This window comes from Micromonospora sp. DSM 43699 (genome assembly GCF_055517075.1).
Window position 1 is genome coordinate 21,153 of record NZ_JBTMMT010000035.1, and the last position, 21,629, is coordinate 42,781.

The following is a 21,629-nucleotide window of genomic DNA, read 5'->3' on the forward strand; positions in this document are numbered from 1 at the left end:
GGCTCGGCGAGGCGGACGCCGCTGCGCTGCGTGAGATCGGCATCGACCTGGCGGCCATCGTCGCCCGGATCGAGGACTCCTTCGGCCCGGACGCCCTGCGCGAGGCCGTTCCGGCACCCCGTCGGCGGTGGCGGCTGCGGCGGCCGGTCGGCGGGCCGTTCTCGCCCCGCTCCCGCAAGGTGCTGGAGTTGGCGCTGCGCGAGGCGCTGCGGCTGCGCCACCGCCACATCGGCACCGAACACATCCTGCTCGGTCTGCTCCGCGAGGGCGGCGGACTGGGCGCGGTGGTGCTGACCGAGGCGGGCGCGGACCTCGGCGACCTGCGCCGACGGGTCGAGTTGGCGCTCCGCACGGTGGCCTGAGCCGCCGACCGGCCCCCGGCCCACTCAAACCTGTTTGCGGTCAATGCAACGTCGACCGTCGTCGGGTCGCTGAGCGGGCCGGGGTGCTGCACACTTGCGCCGTGGACGGTGCAGAGCAGAAGCGTACGGTGACCGGCGACAACCGCGCCCCGCGCTCGGCGGTGGTGGTCAACCCGACGAAGGTGGCCGACCTCGACGAGTTCCGCCGGACCGTGGACGAGGCTCTCGCCGCCGCCGGTTGGCCGGCCCCGACCTGGTACGAGACCACCGCCGAGGACCCCGGCCGGGGGCAGACCGAGCAGGCCGTCGCCGCCGGGGCCCAGCTGGTCTTCGCCTGCGGCGGCGACGGCACGGTGATGGCCTGCGTCACCGCGCTGGCCGGCACCGACGTGGAGCTCGCCGTGCTGCCGCAGGGGACCGGCAACCTGCTCGCCGCCAACCTGGGGCTCTCCAACGACCTGGCCGCCGGCCTGCAGGTGGCCGTCGAGCGCGGACGCCGCCGGCTGGACGTGGGCGTCGTCGACGACAAGTGCTTCGCGGTGATGGCCGGGATGGGCTTCGACGCGCAGATGCTGGCCGACACCTCCGAGACCACCAAGGCCCGGATCGGCTGGCCCGCGTACGTGGTGGGGGCCGCGAAGCACCTGCGGGACCGCCCGATGCGGCTCACCATCCGGATCGACGACCGGCCCCCGGTGCGCCGTCGCGCCCGTACCGTGCTGGTCGCCAACGTCGGGCGGCTCCAGGGCGGGGTACGCCTGCTCACCGACGCCGAGCCCGACGACGGCTGGCTCGACGTCGCGGTGCTCACCCCCAACCGGGTGCGGCACTGGCTCGCCATGGGCTGGGCCCTGGTCCGCCGGCAGGGCAGTGTCCCCCGGATGGAGGTCCACCGGGCCCGCAAGGTCGTCATCACCAGCAACCGCGCCCAGCCCCGGCAGCTCGACGGCGACCTGATCGCGCCGGGCCGGACCCTGGCCGCCGAGATCAGACCCGAGTCGCTCTGGCTCTGCGTGCCGCGTCCGGCCCAGGACCCCGACCTGGCCCACGACGCCGACGCGGCGGCGAAGCGCGGTGAGAAACTGGTCGAGGAAGCCCGCCGTGAGTAGCACCAAGCTCGTCCCCGAGACCCGGTTGATGGCGTCGGACGACCTCTCCGCCGACGACGCCTGGCGTACGCTGCGCCGGCTCGGTGGCTGGCACCTGCTGCGCGACGGCTTCATCCGGTTCCGCTACGGCGACGGGTTCAGCCACTCCCGGGCCTTCGCCCTGCAACTCTGCCTCGCCGTGGTCCCGTTCCTGATCGCGCTCACCGGTCTGATCAGCGACCTGGGCGTCGAGGAGGGCGGCCGGGTGGTCGCCGACACCGTGCTGGCGCTTACCCCCGGGCAGAGCGAGCAGGTGGTGCAGGACCTGCTCGGCGACAGCGACCGCACCGAGAGCAAGGGCGAGTTGGCGCTGACCCTCGGTCTGATCACCGGCCTGGTGGCGTTGACCACCACCATGGCCCAGATCGAACGCGGCGCGAACCGGATCTACGGGGTGGAACGGGACCGTCCGGCGCTGCGGAAGTACCTGCGGGCGGCGGTGCTCGCCGTGGTCGCCGGCCTGCCCGCGCTGGCCGGGTTCCTGATCCTGGTCGGCGGCGGGGCGATGGGCGAATCGGTGCAGCGGCACTACGAGTGGGGTGACCTCGCCGCCGGCGTCTGGGAGGCGGTGCGCTGGCCGCTGAGCCTGGTGCTGACAGTGGTCGCGGTGGCGGTGATCTTCCGGCACGCCCCCCGGCGTAAGCAGCCCGGCCTGTCCTGGCTCTTCTTCGGCGCCGGCATCGCCACCGCCCTGTGGTGGCTGGCCAGCCTGCTGCTCGCCGGGTACGTCAAGTTCGGCGGCGGCTTCGGCCAGACGTACGGGGCGTTGACCGGGATGATGGCGTTGCTGCTCTGGGCCAACCTCACCGGCATGGCGCTCTTCGGCGGGCTGTCCTTCGCCGCCCAGTTGGAGGCGATGCGGATCGGCGCTCCCGAGCCGGCCCAGCCCGACCTGTGGGAGCCCGAGGCCGAGCAGGTGGAGCTTCGACACCGGTGAGATGACAGCACTCTGACCCCGCCACACCGGACGGGCGTGTACGGGGCGGCGGAATCGGGTACAGCGCGCCTCGCCACGTCGACGCAGGGAGGTGCGGGTTGACCGCGGTCAAGGAGACGACGGCCCGACGGCCGCTCGGCCATTTCGCCGAACGGAGCGTCGCCGGCCTGTTGGCCGTGGCCGGCGCGGGCGTCGGTTTCGGGCTGTTGCTGATGCTCGTCAGGTTCAAATGGAGCCCGATGTACCACGCCGACCACGAGGCGGCCGAGTGGTTCAACGGGCTCGTCGCGCCGCACCACGCGCTCGTCACCGTGCTCCAGGCGGTCACCGACCTGGGCGGTCGGCCGGTGCTGATCTGGCTGGTCACCATTGCGGTGGTCACCCTGCTGATCCGCCGCCAGTCCCGGTTGGCGGTCTACCTGATCGTGACCGGGGTGGGCGGGCTGATTCTCGACCCGTCGCTCAAGGCCCTGGTCGGCCGGCTCCGGCCGGTGGTCGACGTGCCGGTGGCCAGCGCCCCCGGCAACAGCTTCCCCAGTGGGCACGCGCTCGGCTCGTTCGTCGCGTACGGGGCGCTGCTGCTGGTCTTCCTGCCGGCCATGTCGCCCCGCTGGCGCAAGCCGGCGATCGCCATCGCGGCCGTGCTGGTGGCGCTGGTCGGGCTGACCCGGATCGCGCTGGGCGTGCACTTCGTCTCCGACGTGCTCGGTGGCTGGCTGCTCGGTGCGGCCTGGCTCGGTGTCACCGCGTACGCCTTCCGGCTGTGGCGGCGCGAGCGCGGCCGGCCGGTGCCGCCGCTGACCGAGGGGCTGGAGCCGGAGGCCGGCGACAAGCTCACCCCGGCCCCGGCCGAGGAGCACGTGCTGGAGCACCCCCGCTCGGCCGTGGCCGAACTGCTCGTCGGCTGGGTGATCATCTTCGGTGCCCTGTACGCCTTCGGCAGCTACGTCAGCTACCACGCCAAGGGCACCGTCTTCGAGACCCTGGACACCGACGTGCCGCGTTGGTTCGCCGACCGGCACACCGACTTCCTCACCGAGCTGAGCTGGTGGTGGAGCAAGTTCGGCGACACCCACGCCATCCTGATCGTCTCGCTGGTCTTCTGCCCGCTGGTGCTGGCCATCTGGAAGCGGTGGCGGCCCGTGCTCTTCGTGGTGCTGGCGCTCTTCGGCGAGCTGAGCCTCTTTCTCGCCTCGGCCCGGGTGGTGGAGCGGCCCCGCCCGGCGGTGGAGAACCTGGACGGGCAGATGCCCACCTCGTCCTTCCCGTCCGGGCACATCGCGGCGACCACCTGCCTCTGGCTGGCCGTCGCGATCATCGTGTTCGTCCGTACCGACCGCTGGTGGCGTTGGCTGTTCGTGGCGCTCGCCGTGATCATGCCGGTCGGGGTGGCGGTCTCCCGGATGTACCGGGGGATGCACCACCCGACGGACTTCATGGGCGCGCTCATCCTCAGCGGCCTCTGGATCGGGCTGCTCTACTGGGTGATCCGCCCCAACGCCGACGTGTACGAGGGCAACCGGCCCGAGATCGAGTCGGAACAGGTCGACGAGCTGGACGACGAGCTGGCCAAGGCCGGCCGCCCGGATTGAGCCGTCGACAGTGCTGCGGATGATGACCTGGAACATCAGGACCGGCGGCCGGGACCGCACCGGCCCCGGCCGGCTGGACCTGGTGTCCCGGGTCGTCGCCGCGCAGGCCCCCGACGTGCTGGCCGTGCAGGAGCTGCGAGGCTTCGACCGGCCGGGGGTGCTGGCCGGGTTCGCCGACCGGCTGGGGATGCGCCCGCACCTGGCCCGCGCCTGCTTCGGTCAGCCGGTGGCCGTGCTGGTCCGCCCGCCGTGGCCGACCCGCTCGGCGGGGCCGGTCCGTCGGCCGTTCCACCACGCGGCGCAACGGGTGGAACTGGCCACCACCGCCGGCCCGCTCACCGTGCTCAGCGCGCATCTCGACCCGTACGCCGGGTGGCGGCGGCGGGTGGAGGCCGGCTGGCTCGCCGGGGCGCTGCGCCGCGCGCCGGGGGAGCTGGCCCTGGTCGCCGGGGACCTGAACACCCTCGACCCGGGCACCGAGCACGCCGACCGGGTGGCCCGGCTGCCCGAGGCGTACCGGCGGCGGCACCTGCGCCGCGACGGGCGGACCGTGGAGACCCGGGCGGTGGCCCGGCTGCTCGCCGCCGGCCTGGTCGACCTCTGGACCCACCACGCCGGTGGGCCGGCCGATCCGACCCACGCCGGTGGGCCGGCCGATCCGACCCACGCCGGTGGGCCGGCCGAGGCCGGGCTGACCGCGCCGACCCGGCACGGCGGCGGCGTCGAGTTCTCCGGCATGCGACTGGACTACCTGCTCGGCACCCCGGCGCTCGCCGCCCGGCTGCGGGACTTCCACGTGGTACGCGGCGGCGACACCGAGTACGCCTCCGACCACTACCCGGTCGTCGCTGAGCTGGACCTCGACCCGGCCTGACGGGCTCGTCGCGGATGCCCGCCGGCTGCACGCCGCCGCACCGGTCATCGCACCGAGCCGCACCGGTCATCGCACCGAGCCGCGCTGGTCATCGCACCGAGCCGGGCTCATCCTGGTGCCTTTGCGCCTGGGTGGCCCGTCCGGTCGGCGACGCGGTGCACCCCGCGGGGCACCCTGTCCGGTGGCCACCATCTCGGCACGTCCTTATGCCGCCGGGGCATAAATATGACAAGCAGGCATGTCTACTCCGGGCAAGTGGTACCCACCATGCCGCGTGTGCGGCAGCCGCTGCCCGGGGTCCTCCTGCCGTCCGGCCCGGTGGGGCACGACGTCGGGTGCGGCACCAGATCCGGTTCCGCCGTCGTCAGAGGAGCAGGTTGACCAGGACGGTCAGGACGATCGAGGCGAGCACCGAAAAGAGGATCATCAGGAGGCAGCCGAAGCCGCCACCGGGGCGGCACGATCGGGTCCCGTTCCCCGGTGAGCACGAGGGTGGGCGCGGTGATCCGGGCCAGGTCCGTCTCCACCGCGTGGCGTACCGAGTGCGAGACGGTGGTGGCGACCCGCCACGGCCGGGCGTCGAGGACGTCGCGGCGCAGGATCGGCACCTGCCAGGGGTTCCGGCTGACGTCGGCGGCCGGGTGGGACGCCACCGCGTCCCCACCCAGGCCGGCCGTCGGGCGCGGCGCGGCGAGGGCGCGCCGCAATGCGCAGGGGCCGGCACCGGTCGGGTGCGGGTCGGGACGGGTGCGCGGCCCGTCCCGACCGGCCACCGTGGTCACAGTTCGCGGAGTCGGGGCAGCAACTGCTCCTGCGCCCAGTCCAGGAACATCGGCTGGCTGTCCCCGCCGACCTGGAGGAGCGCCACGTGGGTGAAGCCGGCGTCGACGAAGGAGCGGAACGCCTCGACGTGCCGCTCGACGTCGGGGCCGCAGGGGATGCCCTCGGCGACGTCCTCCTCCCGGACGAACTGGGTGGCGGCGGCGAAGGCGTCCGGGTCGGGCAGGTCGGCGTTGACCTTCCAACCGCTGCCGAACCAGCGGAACTGGTCGTGCACGATCTTGCGGCACTCGGCCTCGTCGGGGCCGTAGCAGATGGCCACCTGGCCGTAGCGGGGCTGCCCGGCGCCGCCCGCGTCGTCATAGAGCTGGATGATCCGGGAGTCGGGTTCGGTGGCGACGATGCCGTCGGCGTACTCGGCGGCCAGCGCGGCCGACGACGGCCCGGACGCGGCGACGGCCATCGGCACGGGTCGTTCCGGGCGGTCCCAGACGAAGGCGTCGGGGACGTCGAAGTGGTTGCCGGAGAAGGTCAGCGTCTCGCCGTTGAGCAGCGGACGGATGATCTGGAGCGCCTCGGAGAACATCTCGTGCCGCTGTTGCACGTGCGGCCAGCCGCCGACCACGTGCTCGTTGAGGTTCTCCCCGGCGCCGAGGCCGAGGGTGAACCGGCCGTCGGAGAGCACCCCGATGGTGCTGGCCTTCTGCGCCACCACCGCCGGGTGGTAGCGGCGGATCGGGCAGGTCACGAACGACATCAGCTCGGCCCGGCTGGTGGCGTGGGCGACCGCGCCCAGCACCGACCAGGCGTAGGGGGAGTGGCCCTGCGCGTCGAGCCACGGGTAGTAGTGGTCGGACATGACCAGCTGGTCGAAGCCGGCCGCCTCCGCCCGTACCGCGTGGTCGACCAACTGTTTGGGGCCGGTCTGTTCGCACATCAGGGTGTAGCCGACGCTGACCATCCTGGTTTTCTCCTTCCGGGCGACGATCGTCTCCGGATACCCCTGCCCGGTGCCGGTCAACCTCGGATGCCCGCCGCTTCACCCGACGGGGTGCCCACCGGCGGAACCCGGTCACCACGAGGATGGACTCTTGACGGTGCCGGGACTGGCGTCTAGCCTCCGACTTAACCGGTTCAGGCTGGTGGTGTCACATCCTGTGGTGGGGATGGCCGATCCCGGTGGTGACCCGCGTCCGGCGTGGGTCACCACCGGGAGGGGCAGGACCAGCTCCGTAACTTAACCGGTTGCCTTCCCGATTCCATCGGCCTACGCTGATCCGCACGCGGCCTGGGAGTCCGGCGGCGGCTGTCGGGCTACAGCCGAGCGCCACCGTCACACCATCGCCACCCCGCCAGGGCAACGGGGTCGACCTTCCTGAGGAAACCCATGAAGAAGCGACTTTCCGTCGCCGGCGTCGCCCTGCTCACCGTGCTCGCCGCCGTGTTCGCCTTCGGGCAACCGGCCCAGGCCGCGGCCGGCTTCTCGGTCTCCGGTGGCAAGCTCTACGACGCCAACGGCAACGAGTTCATCATGCGTGGCGTCAACCACGCCCACACCTGGTACCCGCAGCAGACCACCTCCTTCGCCAACATCAAGGCGCTCGGCGCGAACACCGTGCGGGTGGTGCTGGCCAGCGGTGACCGCTGGACCAAGAACACCGCCGCCGACGTCAGCAACGTCATCTCGCTCTGCAAGGCCAACAAGCTGATCTGCGTGCTCGAGGTGCACGACACCACCGGCTACGGCGAGCAGGCCGGGGCGATCACCCTGGACCGGGCGGTCGACTACTGGTTGAGCATCGCCAGCGCCCTCCAGGGCCAGGAGCGGTACGTCATCGTCAACATCGGCAACGAGCCGTACGGCAACCAGGGCTACGCCACCTGGGCCACCGACAACGCCAACGCGATCAAGCGGCTGCGCGCCGGCGGCATCGCCCACACGATCATGGTAGACGCGCCGAACTGGGGTCAGGACTGGTCGTTCACCATGCGGGACAACGCGGCAGGCGTGTTCGCCGCCGACCCGCAGAAGAACACGGTCTTCTCCATCCACATGTACGGCGTCTTCGACACCGCCGCCGAGATCAGCGACTACCTGGGCCGGTTCCGCACGGCCAAGCTGCCGATCGTGGTGGGCGAGTTCGGCTTCGACCACTCCGACGGCAACCCCGACGAGGACACCATCCTGTCCTACACCCAGGCCAACGGGATCGGCTACCTCGGCTGGTCGTGGAGCGGCAACGGTGGCGGCGTGGAGTACCTCGACATGACCACCAACTTCAACCCGGCCGCCCTGACCACCTGGGGCCAGCGGATCTTCAACGGTGCCAACGGCATCAAGGCGACGTCGAAGGAGGCATCGGTCTACTCCGGCACCACCCCGACCACCCCGCCGACCACGCCGCCCACCACCCCGCCGACGACTCCACCGACCACCCCGCCGACCACGACCCCGCCGACCACCCCGCCCGTCACGACTCCGCCGGCGACCGGTGGCTGCACGGCGACCTACGCGATCACCGGTTCGTGGCAGGGCGGTTTCCAGGGTGAGGTCAGGGTGACCGCCGGCAACGCGGCCATCAGCGGCTGGACCACGAAGTGGACCTTCGCCAACGGCCAGACCGTCAACCAATCCTGGAACGCCACGCTGAGCAGCAGCGGCAGCACCGTGACCGCCCGCAACGTCGACTACAACGGCCGGCTCGGCGCCGGCGCCAGCACCGCCTTCGGCTTCATCGGCAGCTGGAACGGCAGCAACCCGGCCCCCACGGTGACCTGCACCGCGAGCTGAGCGCACGTCCGATCCACCGGTGGCCGGGTCCGTCCGGACCCGGCCACCTCCTTCTCCGGTACGCCCACCGCGCCGACCCCGTCCAGCCCCGACCGGCCCGGTTCAGTCGACGGCGTCGACCTCCAGGAGCAGCGCCTGCTCCGGGTGCAGGGCGGGCAGTTGCAGGCCCACCGTCGCCAGCACCGACCCGCCCAGCGTCACGCCGGGCAGCCAGCGGGGTTCGGTGATCTGCAACGTCGCCGGCTCCGGCACCCCCTCGGCGGGTCGGACGGCGTACCGGCGGGTCGGGTCGAGACCGGGCAGCCGGACCGGGCCGGGGGTCTGCGTGGCGGAGGTGGCCAGCCGGGACACCGCGTACACCGCGCGGGAGCGGTCGTGGGCGACCACGCCGTGCGCCTGGACGGCCGGGTCCGGGTGGTCGAGCCGGATCACCCGGCCGGTGTGCAGCAGCGGCCGGAGCCGCTTGTGCAGGGCCACCCAGCCGGCCAGCTCGGCCCGTTCGACATCGCTGATCGCGACGATGTCCCACTCGATGCCGTGATGGCCGAAGAGCGCGGTGACCGCCCGGAAGCCCAGGGCGTGCACCCGGCCGGTGGTGTGCGAGCGCTCCGGGCCGATGTGCGTGCCGACCAGCTCCGGGGGCAGCAGCAGGCCGGTCCAGCGTTGGATCGACAGCCGTTCCAGGGCGTCGTTGCAGTCGCTGGCCCAGACCCGGTCGGTACGCCGCAGGATCTCCAGGTCCACCCGTGCCCCGCCGGACGAGCAGCTCTCGATCTCCAGGTGCGGGTGCCGGGCGCGCAGCTCGTCGAGGATCCGGTAGGCCGCCAGCGTCTGCGCGTGCACCCCGGGCCGACCGGCGTGCCCGGCCTCGGTGAGGTCCCGGTTGTGGTCCCACTTGAGATAGTCGATCCCGGGGTGTTCGGTAAGCAGCGTGTCGAGCCGGTCGAGCAGGTGTGCGTACGCCGCCGGGTGGGCCAGGTCCAGCACCTGCTGATGCCGCCACGGCAGGGGCAGCCGGCCGGGCGTGGTGAGCACCCAGTCGGGGTGGGCGCGGAACAGGTCGGAGTCGGGGTTGACCATCTCCGGCTCGACCCAGAGCCCGAACTGCATGCCGTGCCCGCGTACGTGGTCGACGAGGGGTGCCAGCCCGGTGGGCCAGACGTCGGCGTCGACCTGCCAGTCGCCCAGGCCGGCCCGGTCGTGCCGGCGATTGGTGAACCAGCCGTCGTCGAGGACGAACCGCTCGACCCCCACCTCGGCGGCCCGGTCGGCGAGCGCCCGCAGCCGGTCCAGGTCGTGGTCGAAGTAGACCGCCTCCCAGACGTTGAGGGTGACCGGGCGCGGCGTGCGGGGGTGCTCCGGGCGGGCGCGCAGGTGGGTGTGCAGCACGTCGCTGAGCCCGTCCAGCCCGGTGGTGGAGTGCGCCGCGTAGAGCAGCGGGGTGGCGTACTCGTCGCCGGGGCCGAGGACGATCTCGCCGGGGGCGAGCAGTTCCCCGCCGCCCAGGGTGGACTCCCCGGTCGGCCGGCGTTCGGCGGCGGTCACATGGTCACCGCTCCACGCGGTGTGCACCGCCCACACCTCGCCGTGGCCGAAGCCGAATCCGGCGGTGCCGGCGACGAGCAGCAGGGTGGCGTCGTGCCCGGTACGGCCGTGCCGGCCCTCGCGGACCCAGGCGCCCTGCGGCCACGGGTGCCGTTGCGGCGCGCGTTCGCGGCACCAGCGCCCGGTCAGGTCGAGCAGTTCGGTGGCGACCGGTGGCACCGGCAGCACCGGCGTCAGCTCGCGTACCTCGTAGGGTTTCTCGGCGTCGTTGCGCAGCCGGTGCCGCACGGTCAACACCCCGGCCGGGTCGAGGGTGATCTCGACGGTCAGGGTCAACCCCGCGCCCGGGTCGGTCGCCCGCACGCTCGCCCGCGCCGTGCCGTTGTCGGTGCCGGGGTCGTCGACGTCGAGGTTGTCGAGGTGGAAGGCGGTGGACCAGTCGCGGCCGGCGCGGTGGCCGGCGAGACCGGGCCGGCCGCTCCAGCCGGCGCTCGCCTCGGGCAGCAGGGACAGCACGGTCGGCGCGTCGAAGCTGCTCGGCACCACCGGCGGCACGGTGGCGTCGACCAGGGCCGGCAGGTCGTCGGCGGGCAGCGGACCGAGGTCGTCCCCCCAGTGGACGATCCGGGGCAGCCCCGGGCCGCGTGCGTCGAGCACCAGGCTGGTGCGGCCCCGGCGCAGGTGGATCACGGTCGGATCGGTCATGGCGCTCATCTCCGGTGCGGGCACCCCGGCATCCGTCACGGTCGGTCGCCGTCGTCGCGCTGTGCGGGAGCGGGGCGATGTGGGTGAGGTCGCCGGGTGTCAGTACCGCGCGAGAGCGGTATGCCTGTGGGTCATATTCATGCCTGCCAGGAATACCGCTCTCGCGCGCATGTGTGGGTGGGTGGGGGCGGTGGTGACCTCAGCCTTTGGACGCTCCCAGCGTCAGGCCCTTGACGAACTGCTTCTGCAACAGGAAGAAGATCACCAGGGTGGGGATGGCGACAAGCACCGAGCCGGCCGACACCAGGTTGTTGTCGGTGAAGAACTCGCCGCGCAGGTTGTTCAGCGAGCTGGTGACCGGGAACTTGTCGCCGGTACGCATCAGCACGGTGGCCCAGAAGAACTCGTTGTAGATCCAGGTCACCTCCAGGGTGGCCAGGGCCGCCAGCGCCGGCCGGCACAGCGGCATGGTCACCTGCCAGTACTGCCGCCAGATGCTCGCCCCGTCCACCATTGCCGCCTCGTAGAGGTCGCGGGGCAGCGCCTTCATGTAGTTGCTCAGCACGAAGACGCAGAAGCCGCACTGGAAGGCGACGTTGACCAGGATCAGCCCCCAGTAGCTGTCGTAGAGCAGTTCCGAGTCGCTCATGAACTCCGGCAGCGGCACCTGCGTGAAGATCCGGAACAGCGGGATCAGCAGCGCCTGCTGGGGCAGCAGGTTGGCGGCGGTGAAGAGCCCGAGCAGGACGATGTTGAGCTTCCAGGAGAACCGGGCGATCACGAACGCCACGCAGGAGGCGAGGAAGAGGGTCAGCAGCACCGCCGGGACGGTGATGTAGACCGAGTTGAGGAAGTGCTTGCCGAACTCGGCGGTCCGCCAGGCGGTGACGTAGTTGTCGAACGTCCACCCGCCGAGCGAGACGTACCCGTTGGCGGCGGTGTAGGCGTACGAGCGCAGCGAGGTCAGCACCGCCCAGAGGATCGGGAACAGCCAGCCGACCGCGACCGTGCCGAGGAACAGGTGCAGCACCACCCGGGCGGGGCGCAGCGGCGGTCGACGCGGGGCCGGCTTCGATGCCGGCCCCGACGCCTGCGGACGGGTCGTGGTCGACGTGCTCATCGCCGGCCCTCCCTCATGACGACGGCCAGGTAGATGGTGATGAAGACAAGCGAGATGGCAAGCATGATGGTCGCCAGGGCGGAGCCGAAGCCGATCCGGCTCGCCTCGCCTACCACGTTCTGGGTGACCAGGGCCGAGATGAGCTCCAACCCGTTGCGGCCCTTGTTGATCACCCAGACCAGGTCGAACGCGCGCAGCGACTCGATCACGGTCACCACCAGCACGATGATGTTGATGGGCCGCATCACCGGGAAGACCACCCGGAAGAAGGTGCTGGTCTCCGAGGCCCCGTCGACCGAGGCGGCCTCCCGCAGCGACGGGTCGACCCCCTTGAGCCCGGCCAGGTAGAGCAGCATGATGTAGCCGACGTGCCGCCAGCCGGCCGCCACCAGCACCGCCCAGATGTTGACGTGCGGGTCGCCGTACCAGTCGGTCTGGCCGCCCAGGACGGCGTTGAGCAGCCCCTGGTCGCGGGAGTAGATGAGCTGCCAGACGAAGCCGATCAGTGCCAGCGAGAGCACCACAGGCAGGTAGAGCGCGGTCTGGTAGAACCGGCTGCCCCGGATCTCCTTGTCGAGCAGCACGGCGAGGAACATCCCGAGCGGGGTGGCCACCACGAACAGTGCGGCCAGCCAGAGCAGGTTGTGCTGCATCGCCGGCACGAACGGCGGATAGTTGCCGACCACGTCGGCGTAGTTCCGGCCGCCCACCCAGTCGATCTCGCTCAGGGGGCCGATGCCGTCCCAGTCGGTGCCGGAGAGCGCCACGGTGGCCAGCGCGGGCAGCCAGACCAGACCCACCACCAGCAGCAGCGGTACGAGCACCATCAGCGTGATCACCACGCGGTCGGTGCGGGACAGGAGCCGTAGCCGCCGGCCACGACCACCCCGGGAGGGGCTGGTCGGGGCCGGCGACGCCACGGCGTGATCCGCTTGGATCAGGGGCAGGTCGGACACGACGGTCCTCCCCCTCTCGCCGTCAGCTGGTGAAGATCGACTTCTTCTGGTTCTCGATGCTGTTGACCAGCCCGTCGATGTCCCTGGGGTTCTTGATGAACTGCTGGAGGGCCGGGATGATCACGGTGGAGGCGAAGTCCGGCCGGGTGTCCCGGTCGAGGAACTGGGCGATCTCGGTGGCCGAGCCGACCAGCTCGGCGGCCTTCTTCTGCAGGGCGGTGTAGCCGCTGGTGTCCGCGCCGCTGTTGGCGACCAGGGTGGTCGGGTCGTTCTTCACGGTGATGTCGGCGGCCTCCTTGGAGCCGACGTACTCCAGCAGCTTCCTGGCGTTGGCCTCGGCCTTGGGCTTGCGGGCCAGCATGTAGCCGTCGATCGGCGCGTCCAGCGCCTTGGCCCCGATGGCCGGGTCGACCTCGGGGAAGGTGAAGAAGTCGATGTCGTCCTGCTCGTCGTTGCCGAACTGCTGGGCGACGAAGAGGCCGAGCAGGTACATGCCGCTCTTCTTCTGCTGCAACGACTGGGCGGCCTCCTGCCAGGTGCGGCCCAGGCTGTCCGGCTGGTGCAGCGGGAGCAGGCCGTTCCAGGTGTCGAAGACCTTCTTGACCTTGTCGGAGGTCCACGCCTCCTTGCCGGCCATCAGGTCGATGTGGAACTGGTAGCCGTTGATCCGCAGGTTGAGGATGTCGAAGGTGCCCATCGCCGGCCAGCCGTCCTTGTCGGCGAAGGCGATCGGGGTGAGGCCGTCCTTCTTCATCTGCGCGCCGAGGGCGGTGAACTGGTCGATGGTGGTCGGCACCTGGTAGCCGTGCTGCTTCCAGACCGACTTGCGGTAGAAGACCGCCCACGGGTAGTACGACGACGGTACGAAGTACTGCTTGCCGTCGTCCCCGGTGGACGCCTTCCTGAACGCGTCGGAGTAGCCGGAGAGCTTGCCCCACACGTCGCTGATGTCGCCGGTCAGGCCCTTGGCGGCGAAGAACCGCATCCGGTAGCCGGCGAACCACATGAACACGTCGTCCGGCTTGCCCTGGAGGTAGTTGTTGATGTTCTCCTGGTAGGTGTTGTGGTCCACCGTGTTGATCTTGGGGGCGACGCCGGACGCGGCCTTGAACCCGTCCATCACCTTGGCGATTACCGCCTTCGGCTGCGGGTCGGACTGGTTGGAGCCGACCGACACCTCCTTGCTGTCGCCGCCCGAGCCGGAGCCGGAGTCGGAACCGCAGCCGGCGAGCAGCCCGGTGCCGAGCAGCGCGCCCGCGCCGACCCCGGTGAGCAGGGAGCGTCGGCCGATGCCGGCGACGGAGGACGGTACGAGCCGGGCGAGGTACTCGGCTTCGGTGCGGGGACGGGACATGGTGCCTCCTGCGGATGAAGAGGTGCGCTGCGCCCGAAGGGCCGTCAGTGGTGGGGGAGCGGCAGTTCGGAAATGCCAACATAGATCCACCGAGAACGAACATTGGCAAACACGAACTCCCGGTGGCGCTTGAAGCTACCCGTCCGTGCCGCCCTGTCAAGGGGGCAGCTCCGGATCGATATCTGTGTGCTGACAGGCGATCCGAGCGGTAAACGTTGGAAAGATGGTCGATGTTGGAAAGTGTTGACTTGATCGTCCGCTGGGGGCACGCTCTGCACTCATGCGGCAACACGGCAGCTGGCAGGGCGACGGGATCCACTTCGGCGCCGACTACAACCCCGAGCAGTGGCCTGAGCAGGTCTGGGCCGACGACGTCGCGCTGATGCGCCGGGCCGGGGTCGACCTGGTCTCCGTCGGGATCTTCTCCTGGGCGCTGCTCGAACCGTCCCCCGGCCGGTACGAGTTCGGCTGGCTCGACCGGGCCCTTGACGTGCTGCACGCCGGCGGCATCCACGTCGACCTGGCCACCGCCACCGCCAGCCCGCCCCCGTGGCTGGCCCACCGGCACCCCGAGACGCTGCCGCGTACCGTCGACGGCACCGTGCGGTGGCCCGGCGGGCGGCAGGCGTACTGCCCCAGCTCGCCGATCTTCCGGGAGCGTTCGCTCGCCTTGGTCGAGACCGTCGCCGACCGCTACGCCGAGCACCCCGCGGTGGTCATGTGGCACGTCTCCAACGAGCTGGGCTGCCACAACGTGCACTGCTACTGCGACGTCAGCGCCGAGGCGTTCCGGGGCTGGCTGCGCGGGCGCTACGGTGACCTCGACCGGCTCAACGACGCCTGGGGCACCGCCTTCTGGAGCCAGCGTTACCACGACTGGGCCGAGATCAACCCGCCCCGGGCCACGCTGACCATGGCCAACCCCACCCAGCAGCTCGACTTCCTGCGGTTCTCCTCCGACGAGCAGCGCGCCCAGCTCCGCGCCGAGCGGGAGGTGCTCAAGCGGCGGGTCCGCCAGCCGGTCACCACCAACTTCATGATCGGCATGGCCAAGCACATGGACTACCACTCGTGGACGTCCGACGTGGACCTGGTCGCCAACGACCACTACCTGATGGCCACCGACCCGAACGCCCACCTCGGCCTGTCGTTCGCCGCCGACCAGACCCGGGGCGTCGCCGGTGGTGCCCCGTGGCTGCTGATGGAGCACTCCACGAGCGCGGTCAACTGGCAGCCCCGCAACGTCGCCAAGACTCCCGGCCAGCTACGCCGCAACAGCCTCGCCCACGTGGCGCGCGGCGCCGACGGGGTGCTCTTCTTCCAGTGGCGGGCCTCCCGGGCCGGCGCGGAGAAGTACCACTCCGCCCTGGTCCCGCACGCCGGCCCGGACACCAAGGTCTTCGACGAGGTCTGCCGGCTCGGCGCCGACCTCAAGGCCCTGGCCGAGGTACGCGGCAGCCGGGTCGAGGCCGAGGTGGCGATCCTGTTCGACTGGGAGGCCTGGTGGGGGGTCGAGTTGGACTCCCACCCCAGCGTCGACGTCACCTACACCGACCGGATGCGGGCGCTCTACGACGCGCTGTGGCGGGCCGGGGTCACCGCCGACGTGGTGCACCCGTCGGCCGACCTGTCCGGCTACCGGCTGGTCCTCGTCCCCACCCTCTACCTGGCCCGCGACGCCGACGCCGAGGCGCTGCGCCGGTACGTCGCCGGGGGCGGGACGGCGCTGGTGACCTACTTCAGCGGGATCGTCGACGAGCACGACCACATCCGGCTCGGCGGCTACCCGGGCGCGTTCCGGGAACTGCTCGGCGTGCGTACCGAGGAGTTCTTCCCGCTGCTGGCCGGCGAGCAGGTCACCCTCGACGACGGCTCCACCGCCGACGTGTGGACCGAGTGGCTGCACCCGGAGGGTGCCGAGGTGGTGGCGTCGTACGAGGACGGGCCGTTGCCCGGGGTGCCCGCGCTGACCCGGCACCGCGTCGGCGACGGCACCGCCTGGTACCTGGCCACCCGGCTCGACGAGGCGGCCACCGACGCCCTGGTGGTGCGGCTGCTCACCGAGGCCGGGGTCCGGCCGCCGGTCGCCGCCCCGCCCGGCGTCGAGGTGGTCCGCCGCCACGCCGACGACCGGTCCTGGCTGTTCGTGCTCAACCACACCGAGGACGAGGCGACCCTCGACGTGACCGGCACCGACCTGCTCACCGGGCAGCCCTGCGGCGGCACGCTGCGGGTGCCGGCCGGCGAGGTGGCGGTGGTCCGGGAGGAGCGGGCGGCGACGGTGGCGGTCCCAGCGGGTGAGCCGTCCCCGGCCGCAGCGGCCTGACCTGCGTACCGTTCCCTCGTCCGCGCGGTTGGGAGGTTCCATGCTCGCTCAGCAACGGCAGAACGCCATCCTGGAGCTGATCCGGCAGCGCGGCGGGGTGCGGGTCAGCCACCTGGTCAGCAGGTTCGGCGTCTCCGACATGACGATCCGCCGCGACCTGGAGGTGCTTGCCGAGCGGGGGCTGGTCGACAAGGTGCACGGCGGGGCGACCCTGGCCGGTCCCGGGTCGGCCGAGGAACCGGGCTTCGCCGCGAAGTCGATCCGTCAGCAGGACGAGAAACGGGCCATCGCCGGGCGGGCCGCCCGGATGGTCGAGCCGGGGATGGCCGTGGCGCTCTCCGCCGGCACCACCACCGCCGCGCTTGCCACCCTGCTCGGCGACGTACCCGGGTTGACGGTGGTGACCAACTCGATCCCGGTCGCCGACGCGCTCTACCAGAACCCGCGTGTCGACCAGACCGTGGTGCTGACCGGGGGCATGCGTACCCCGTCGGACGCGCTGACCGGGCCGGTGGCCGAGGCGGCGATCCGTACCCTCAATGTGGATCTGCTCTTCCTCGGCGTGCACGGGATGAGCCCACGCACCGGGTTCACCACCCCCAACCTGCTGGAGGCGGCGGTCAACAGGCGGCTGATCGGTGCCGCCCGGCACCTGGTGGTGCTGGCCGACCACACCAAGTGGGAGACCATCGGCATCGCCACCATCGCCCCGCTGGCCGAGGCCGACCTGCTGATCACCGACGCCGGGCTGCCGCCGGACGCCCGCCAGCAGATCGGCGAACAGGTCGGCGAGCTGGCCGTCGTGGAGGTCGACTGACAGCCGCCGACCGGCTCACCGGCCGGGGTCGCACGGCCCGTCGTGCTCGGCCCGTGCCAGGCAGCGCCGGCGGTCCGGCAGGATCCGGTCACAGAACACCCACCGTCGTACGTCCTGGGCGTCCTCGGCGGACACGGTGGCCCCACCGACCTCGACCCCCGGCACCAACGCCAGCGAACGCGCCAGCGCGTACGCGAAACGCAGCGCATCGTCCCGGTCGGTGATCGTGATCGGCAGATGGATGACGTGGCCGGGGGACCGGTCGTCCGAGCCGGCGACCGCCTCGACTGCGGCCCGGGGAAGCGGGGCGAAGACCGCGTCGGGGCCGGGTGCTGCCGGCGGGTTCACGACCGACGCCGGCGGGCCTGGACGGTCTGCCAGTCACGGAGCGCCTGTTTGATCCGGGCGTTCTCCTCGACCAACCGGTCCACCTCGTGGTGCAACGTCGTCAACTCCAGCGCTACCCGGTGCAGGAACCGGCGTACCTCCTCGGGGTCGAGCCCCCGCCGGCCGAACCCGGCGGGGGAGAACCGCCTGTCGCGGACGAGCACGGGGTGCAGCCGGGCCGGGAGCGCGCCCCGGTAGATGGTGCCTGGTCCCATCGGTCCCTCCTCTGTGCGCTTTGGATGGGGCGGCCCCGCTGGAGGGGGAATTCCGGCAGGGCCGCCCCGCCCGGCGACCGCAGCCTCATTCGGCGGGTACGGCGGCCGGGCTGCCGTGGATGTGCAGGTGTCGCGCGGTACGGGGTCGCGGTGACCCCGGCCGCCGTGATAGATATTCAGCAAGTCGGTCGGAGCCGACAGACGAATGCGAATGCGGCTCCACGTAGAGGCCCGACGAGATCCGGTATGCGGCTGCCACCCGCGATGCCGTCTCTCGTCACCTTCTCGGCTGTTGGCACAGCCGCGGTTACTGCGCTTGCACCGGGCGTCCCCGGGGGCCGGTGATCACCCTCACCCGAAGGCCACATTTCCAGTGGCCTGGAACTGGAGCAATGGTTCCTTCGCGGGCCTTGTCAACTTTTTCGAGAGGTGGATCATGCCGCACAAGCCGTTCATTCGGACCCTGCGCGCGCAGTGGCTCGGGCAGCAACTGCGTGCCCTGCGGGAAGAACGGGGAATGACCTTGAAGCTCGTCTCGGAGCACCTGCAACGGGACATGTCGGCGCTCGGGCGGTACGAGCGGGCGGACTGGCCGATCCGCAAGGGTGACGTCGTCGCGCTGCTCGACCTCTACGGCTTCCACCACGCCGCCGAGCGGGCCCGTCTGCTGGCCCTGGCCGAGGATGTGTGGCGCACCGACCGTTGGGACGAAGACTACGGCGACGTCGTCGACTCGTCCTTCATCGAGTACCCGTGGCTGGAAGGCCGTGCCGACAAGGTGTGCTGCTTCCACATGACCCTCGTGCCGGGGCTGCCCGGGCCTACGCCGAAGCGGTGATCCGGAACGCGGCGGAGCAGGAGGTGTCCGAGTCGACGATCAACCGCTGGGTCGAGTTACGGCTCTCGCGCCAGGAAGTGCTCTCCAAGGAGCGCCCGCTCACGATTCATACCGTCATCGACGAATCCGTCGTGCGTCGCCGGGCAGGTGGTGCCCAGGTACTTCGGGACCAGCTCGCACACCTGGTGAAACTCCAGGCCCTGCCGCAGGTTCGTATCCAGATCATGCCGTCCTCGGTCGCTCTCCACCAGGGGCTCGACGGCACGTTCTGGATCTTCCACCTTCCTGAGCCGTATCCTGCGGTTGCTTACGTGGAATCCCTGGGTGGCCGGTTGTACATGGAGTCACCGAAAGCCGAGCGCTTTCTTCGTGCGTACGATCGATTGTCGAAGTCCGCACTCAGCAAGGACGAGTCGACCGCCCTGATGGGGGCCATCGCAGAGGAGTTGGCATGAACGAGGCTATGCCCGAGGTCGCCTGGCACATCAGCACCAAGAGTGACAGCAACGGTGGGAGTTGTGTGGAGGCAGGGCCGCTGCTCGACGGCTCGGGTCGGGTGGCCGTGCGGCACAGCAAGGCGCGTGACGCGGCGACGATCGTCTACACGGCCAACGAGTGGGCGGCCTTCGTCGGCGGCGTCAAGGACGGCGAGTTCGACTTCACCGGCGGCTGACAAGGGCGAGGGGCTTGCATCTCATGCGGCCGCTGGCCACGTGTGACGCTGCCCGGTGGTGGCAAGAACAGGGCACCTGATGTGCCCCCATTCGTCCGTTCGTGATGGTGCTCCTGCGGCCCTATGCGCTTGTGCCAAGCCCTACGGTGGACAACATGCCCGACACGACGGCGCCCGCCACCTGCCAGCCGGAGGCCGGGCCAAGGGGAGGTATCAGATGCTCTATCAGAGCCCTGCTGATTTTTGCGCCAGGTACGCCGAGGCGCACAGCAAAGGCAGGGTTGATGAATTCGGCGGAGAGTTGAGTTTGGACTCGGTGACTGTCGTCAGCGAGGCTCCGGACACAGCGCGGGTCGATGCGCTCTGGTACACGTGTGGCCACGATCCGGATTCCGGATTCTACGACGCTTTCGAGCGCACCGCCTTCGTCCTGGTCAAGCGGCACGACGGGTGGCACCTGCACTCCGAGGAGAATCTCGGCTACGAGTGACAACCATCGAAGGGGGTGCCGCGCCCACGTGCCGCATCCCGCGTGCCGTCCTTATCTCTCCACGGCTTGGCGGTACATCCGGATCGATGCGCTGAACGGCGCGAGCGTCATGACATCCGCCGACAACGCATACCAGGGCGCCGGCGGCGGCATCCGCATACCGTGCAAACGCCGCCGGCACCGGCCCCGGCTGTCCCGCCGACAGAAGACCGTCAACCGTCCACACCAGCCGACACCCACTGTGGAAGGTGCTCAGTGAGCACGCGTCCGGACGCCGGCCGGTGCTCGTCTCAGAAGTCTGCGGCGACGGCCATGTTGAACCGCTCGAGCGCCTCCTTCTTCTCTGGCGGGAGTTCGTCGATGTTGATGGAGTGCGTGCGCTGTGTGTCTTGATGCAGGTCAATGCCTTGCACCAAGCCCTGAACGATGGCATCGGCCTCGTCGGCCGTGAAGCCCGCGTCCGTCAGAATGTTCGTCGGTAGCTCAGTCATGTCGGCGGTTTACCCATCTGTGCCGGTCTCAACCCAGGGGCTCTGCATAGTCGCCTTAGGATGCTTCTGACCTGGGATTTTGACCGCGCCCACATCCGGTTCGCCGACGTCAACGGCGACGGCCGTGACGACTACCTGCGGCTGGGTGCCACCGGCGAGGTGCCGCCCACGTCAACTACCCGACGTCGTTGGATGCCAGTGCCACCCGTCGGGCCCGGACGGGGGCCTGCCGATTCTGGTCTCGGCGATCATAGGCAGGAGACCGTCGGCGGCCAGCGATGCCTGCGCCACTCGTCCCATGTCGTGAATCCGGCCGGCGGGTCGTCGACGGGTTCACTGCCGTCGAGTTCACCAGGCGTGGGGATGTCGATGCGGTCAGCCCATTCGGCGAGTTCCGCATCGGACATGGGCCATGTGGTGTGTGGTGCTTCGGCTTGGCGTCGGTCGCGTCGTCGTCGTTGCTCGGTGGGGGTGAGTGCGAAGTAGTGAAGCTCCACTGACGCGCCGAGGTCTGCTGCTGCCTGGCGGAGGGCGGAGCGCTCGTCGCGGCCCCAGAGGCCGTAGTCGATCACGACGTTGGTGCCGAGTTCGAGGGCGCGCAGCCCGATCTGGATGAGTCGTCCCTCGATCACGTCTCCGGCCGACGGCGGATTCTCGTGCCCGTAGAGGGCCTTCACCCATTCGTCCTTCGTGAGTCGAAGGGCGTTCTGCTCGATCTCGATGCGCCGAGCGGTGGTGGTCTTCCCGGTGCAGGGAAGGCCCACGGTCAGAAACAGCGTCGGTTGCCCCATCGTCATCCTCCGAACCACTCATCCCGTCCCGGTCTGGTGGAGCGCCCGGCTCGCCTCGATGTGGGGGACGTGTTCGATGGCCCAGCCGGCGAGGGCCAGCGCGGGCGGGATGAGGCTCTTGCCGGTGGGGGTCAGCGCGTACTCCACCCGGGGTGGGACCTCCGCGTACGGCGTCCGCGACACCAGGCCGTCGTGCTCCAGGTGGCGCAGGGCCAGTGTCAACATGCGCTGGGAGATGCCGGGTATCTGCTGGTGCAGCTCGGTGAAGCGCAGTGCGCCCCCGTCCAGGGTCGCCACGATCAGCAGTGTCCACTTGTTGCAGATGCGGTCCAGGATCGCCCGGATAGTCCGGCCGCCGTCGCCCCGGATCATGCAGGTGTGTTCGTACTGCGACATGACCACCCTTATGTCTCACGCACACCCGTGTGCCTTTTGTA

18 protein-coding genes and 4 pseudogenes are annotated in these 21,629 nt (G+C 70.7%); 12 read left to right on the forward strand and 10 right to left on the reverse strand.

Annotated elements, in window-relative coordinates:
• Positions 1–155: 155 nt before the first annotated feature.
• The 5 genes and pseudogenes from AC0AIB_RS18055 to AC0AIB_RS18075 form a co-directional block, all read left to right on the forward strand.
• Positions 156–350: pseudogene (locus tag AC0AIB_RS18055) on the forward strand (Clp protease N-terminal domain-containing protein); the annotation flags it as partial.
• Positions 351–463: 113 nt separating this feature from the next.
• A complete protein-coding gene (locus AC0AIB_RS18060; RefSeq protein WP_328338611.1) occupies positions 464–1,471 on the forward strand; it encodes a diacylglycerol/lipid kinase family protein in 1,008 nt (335 codons plus the stop codon).
• Positions 1,464–2,463, forward strand: a pseudogene (locus AC0AIB_RS18065) (YihY/virulence factor BrkB family protein). The gene AC0AIB_RS18060 and the pseudogene AC0AIB_RS18065 overlap by 8 nt, the downstream one beginning before the upstream one ends.
• A gap of 82 nt (positions 2,464–2,545) precedes the next feature.
• Positions 2,546–4,039, forward strand: a complete 1,494-nt coding sequence (locus tag AC0AIB_RS18070; protein ID WP_328338609.1) for a phosphatase PAP2 family protein — start codon at positions 2,546–2,548, stop codon at positions 4,037–4,039.
• Positions 4,040–4,049: 10 nt separating this feature from the next.
• Entirely contained in the window at positions 4,050–4,913 is an 864-nt protein-coding gene (locus AC0AIB_RS18075; RefSeq protein WP_328338607.1) for an endonuclease/exonuclease/phosphatase family protein, read from the forward strand.
• Between the two features lie 778 nt (positions 4,914–5,691).
• Here AC0AIB_RS18075 and AC0AIB_RS18080 read toward each other — a convergent pair.
• Positions 5,692–6,654, reverse strand: coding sequence for a TIGR03557 family F420-dependent LLM class oxidoreductase (locus AC0AIB_RS18080; protein WP_328338604.1), 963 nt, complete (start codon positions 6,652–6,654; stop codon positions 5,692–5,694).
• A gap of 426 nt (positions 6,655–7,080) precedes the next feature.
• Between AC0AIB_RS18080 and AC0AIB_RS18085 the strand changes: the two genes are divergently transcribed.
• Positions 7,081–8,484: a cellulase family glycosylhydrolase gene (locus tag AC0AIB_RS18085; RefSeq protein ID WP_328338602.1), complete on the forward strand. Its 1,404-nt coding sequence runs from the start codon at positions 7,081–7,083 to the stop codon at positions 8,482–8,484.
• Positions 8,485–8,586: 102 nt separating this feature from the next.
• On the opposite strand, the gene AC0AIB_RS18090 is transcribed toward AC0AIB_RS18085, so the two are convergent.
• The 4 genes from AC0AIB_RS18090 to AC0AIB_RS18105 all read right to left on the reverse strand — a co-directional run bounded on the left by AC0AIB_RS18090 (position 8,587) and on the right by AC0AIB_RS18105 (position 14,164).
• Positions 8,587–10,734 (reverse strand): alpha-galactosidase, encoded by a 2,148-nt coding sequence (locus tag AC0AIB_RS18090; RefSeq protein ID WP_465097111.1) that lies wholly within the window; start codon positions 10,732–10,734, stop codon positions 8,587–8,589.
• A 199-nt stretch (positions 10,735–10,933) separates the two neighbouring features.
• A complete protein-coding gene (locus AC0AIB_RS18095; RefSeq protein WP_328338599.1) occupies positions 10,934–11,854 on the reverse strand; it encodes a carbohydrate ABC transporter permease in 921 nt (306 codons plus the stop codon).
• The gene (locus AC0AIB_RS18100) at positions 11,851–12,810 is read right to left on the reverse strand and encodes a carbohydrate ABC transporter permease (RefSeq protein ID WP_328338597.1); all 960 of its coding nucleotides are present in this window, start codon (positions 12,808–12,810) and stop codon (positions 11,851–11,853) included. Before AC0AIB_RS18100 ends, AC0AIB_RS18095 begins: the two co-directional genes overlap by 4 nt.
• A 22-nt stretch (positions 12,811–12,832) precedes the next feature.
• On the reverse strand, positions 12,833–14,164 hold the full coding sequence (locus AC0AIB_RS18105) for an ABC transporter substrate-binding protein (protein WP_465097112.1): 1,332 nt from the start codon (positions 14,162–14,164) through the stop codon (positions 12,833–12,835).
• A gap of 280 nt (positions 14,165–14,444) precedes the next feature.
• Here AC0AIB_RS18105 and AC0AIB_RS18110 point away from each other — a divergent pair, with 280 nt between their 5' ends.
• Both AC0AIB_RS18110 and AC0AIB_RS18115 read left to right on the forward strand, forming a co-directional pair.
• Entirely contained in the window at positions 14,445–16,490 is a 2,046-nt protein-coding gene (locus AC0AIB_RS18110) for a beta-galactosidase (protein ID WP_328338593.1), read from the forward strand.
• A 40-nt stretch (positions 16,491–16,530) separates the two neighbouring features.
• Entirely contained in the window at positions 16,531–17,307 is a 777-nt protein-coding gene (locus AC0AIB_RS18115) for a DeoR/GlpR family DNA-binding transcription regulator (protein WP_328338592.1), read from the forward strand.
• Between the two features lie 15 nt (positions 17,308–17,322).
• Here the strand turns inward: AC0AIB_RS18115 and AC0AIB_RS18120 are convergent, their stop codons facing one another.
• Positions 17,323–17,655: a hypothetical protein gene (locus AC0AIB_RS18120; RefSeq protein ID WP_442930461.1), complete on the reverse strand. Its 333-nt coding sequence runs from the start codon at positions 17,653–17,655 to the stop codon at positions 17,323–17,325.
• The gene (locus AC0AIB_RS18125; protein ID WP_465097113.1) at positions 17,652–17,909 is read right to left on the reverse strand and encodes a DivIVA domain-containing protein; all 258 of its coding nucleotides are present in this window, start codon (positions 17,907–17,909) and stop codon (positions 17,652–17,654) included. The genes AC0AIB_RS18120 and AC0AIB_RS18125 overlap by 4 nt, the downstream gene beginning before the upstream one ends.
• Before the next feature lie 436 nt (positions 17,910–18,345).
• On the opposite strand from AC0AIB_RS18125, the pseudogene AC0AIB_RS18130 reads away from it, so the two are divergent.
• From AC0AIB_RS18130 to AC0AIB_RS18145, 4 genes and pseudogenes are all read left to right on the forward strand, one after another.
• Positions 18,346–19,202, forward strand: a pseudogene (locus AC0AIB_RS18130) (helix-turn-helix domain-containing protein).
• Entirely contained in the window at positions 19,199–19,420 is a 222-nt protein-coding gene (locus AC0AIB_RS18135; protein WP_328338586.1) for a DUF397 domain-containing protein, read from the forward strand. Before AC0AIB_RS18130 ends, AC0AIB_RS18135 begins: the two are co-directional and overlap by 4 nt.
• A 217-nt stretch (positions 19,421–19,637) precedes the next feature.
• Positions 19,638–19,910, forward strand: a complete 273-nt coding sequence (locus AC0AIB_RS18140; RefSeq protein WP_328338585.1) for a hypothetical protein — start codon at positions 19,638–19,640, stop codon at positions 19,908–19,910.
• 82 nt (positions 19,911–19,992) lie between these two features.
• Positions 19,993–20,136 (forward strand): annotated as a pseudogene (locus tag AC0AIB_RS18145) (IS5/IS1182 family transposase); the annotation flags it as partial.
• Between the two features lie 64 nt (positions 20,137–20,200).
• Here AC0AIB_RS18145 and AC0AIB_RS18150 read toward each other — a convergent pair.
• From AC0AIB_RS18150 to AC0AIB_RS18160, 3 genes are all read right to left on the reverse strand, one after another.
• On the reverse strand, positions 20,201–20,401 hold the full coding sequence (locus AC0AIB_RS18150) for a hypothetical protein (RefSeq protein WP_328338583.1): 201 nt from the start codon (positions 20,399–20,401) through the stop codon (positions 20,201–20,203).
• A 248-nt stretch (positions 20,402–20,649) separates the two neighbouring features.
• Entirely contained in the window at positions 20,650–21,198 is a 549-nt protein-coding gene (locus AC0AIB_RS18155; RefSeq protein WP_328338581.1) for a P-loop nucleotide/nucleoside kinase family protein, read from the reverse strand.
• 12 nt (positions 21,199–21,210) lie between these two features.
• The gene (locus tag AC0AIB_RS18160; protein ID WP_465097114.1) at positions 21,211–21,588 is read right to left on the reverse strand and encodes a winged helix-turn-helix transcriptional regulator; all 378 of its coding nucleotides are present in this window, start codon (positions 21,586–21,588) and stop codon (positions 21,211–21,213) included.
• Positions 21,589–21,629: the final 41 nt, after the last annotated feature.

Excerpts from the sequence above, each read along its gene's own strand:
- AC0AIB_RS18080 (WP_328338604.1), bottom strand. The coding sequence starts at position 6,654 with ATGGTCAGCGTCGGCTACACCCTGATGTGCGAACAGACCGGCCCCAAA.
- AC0AIB_RS18085 (WP_328338602.1), top strand. The coding sequence starts at position 7,081 with ATGAAGAAGCGACTTTCCGTCGCCGGCGTCGCCCTGCTCACCGTGCTC.
- AC0AIB_RS18090 (WP_465097111.1), bottom strand. The coding sequence starts at position 10,734 with ATGACCGATCCGACCGTGATCCACCTGCGCCGGGGCCGCACCAGCCTG.
- AC0AIB_RS18095 (WP_328338599.1), bottom strand. The coding sequence starts at position 11,854 with ATGAGCACGTCGACCACGACCCGTCCGCAGGCGTCGGGGCCGGCATCG.
- AC0AIB_RS18105 (WP_465097112.1), bottom strand. The coding sequence starts at position 14,164 with ATGTCCCGTCCCCGCACCGAAGCCGAGTACCTCGCCCGGCTCGTACCG.
- AC0AIB_RS18110 (WP_328338593.1), top strand. The coding sequence starts at position 14,445 with ATGCGGCAACACGGCAGCTGGCAGGGCGACGGGATCCACTTCGGCGCC.
- AC0AIB_RS18115 (WP_328338592.1), top strand. The coding sequence starts at position 16,531 with ATGCTCGCTCAGCAACGGCAGAACGCCATCCTGGAGCTGATCCGGCAG.
- AC0AIB_RS18125 (WP_465097113.1), bottom strand. The coding sequence starts at position 17,909 with ATGGGACCAGGCACCATCTACCGGGGCGCGCTCCCGGCCCGGCTGCAC.
- AC0AIB_RS18135 (WP_328338586.1), top strand. The coding sequence starts at position 19,199 with ATGAACGAGGCTATGCCCGAGGTCGCCTGGCACATCAGCACCAAGAGT.
- AC0AIB_RS18140 (WP_328338585.1), top strand. The coding sequence starts at position 19,638 with ATGCTCTATCAGAGCCCTGCTGATTTTTGCGCCAGGTACGCCGAGGCG.
- AC0AIB_RS18150 (WP_328338583.1), bottom strand. The coding sequence starts at position 20,401 with ATGACTGAGCTACCGACGAACATTCTGACGGACGCGGGCTTCACGGCC.
- AC0AIB_RS18155 (WP_328338581.1), bottom strand. The coding sequence starts at position 21,198 with ATGACGATGGGGCAACCGACGCTGTTTCTGACCGTGGGCCTTCCCTGC.
- AC0AIB_RS18160 (WP_465097114.1), bottom strand. The coding sequence starts at position 21,588 with ATGTCGCAGTACGAACACACCTGCATGATCCGGGGCGACGGCGGCCGG.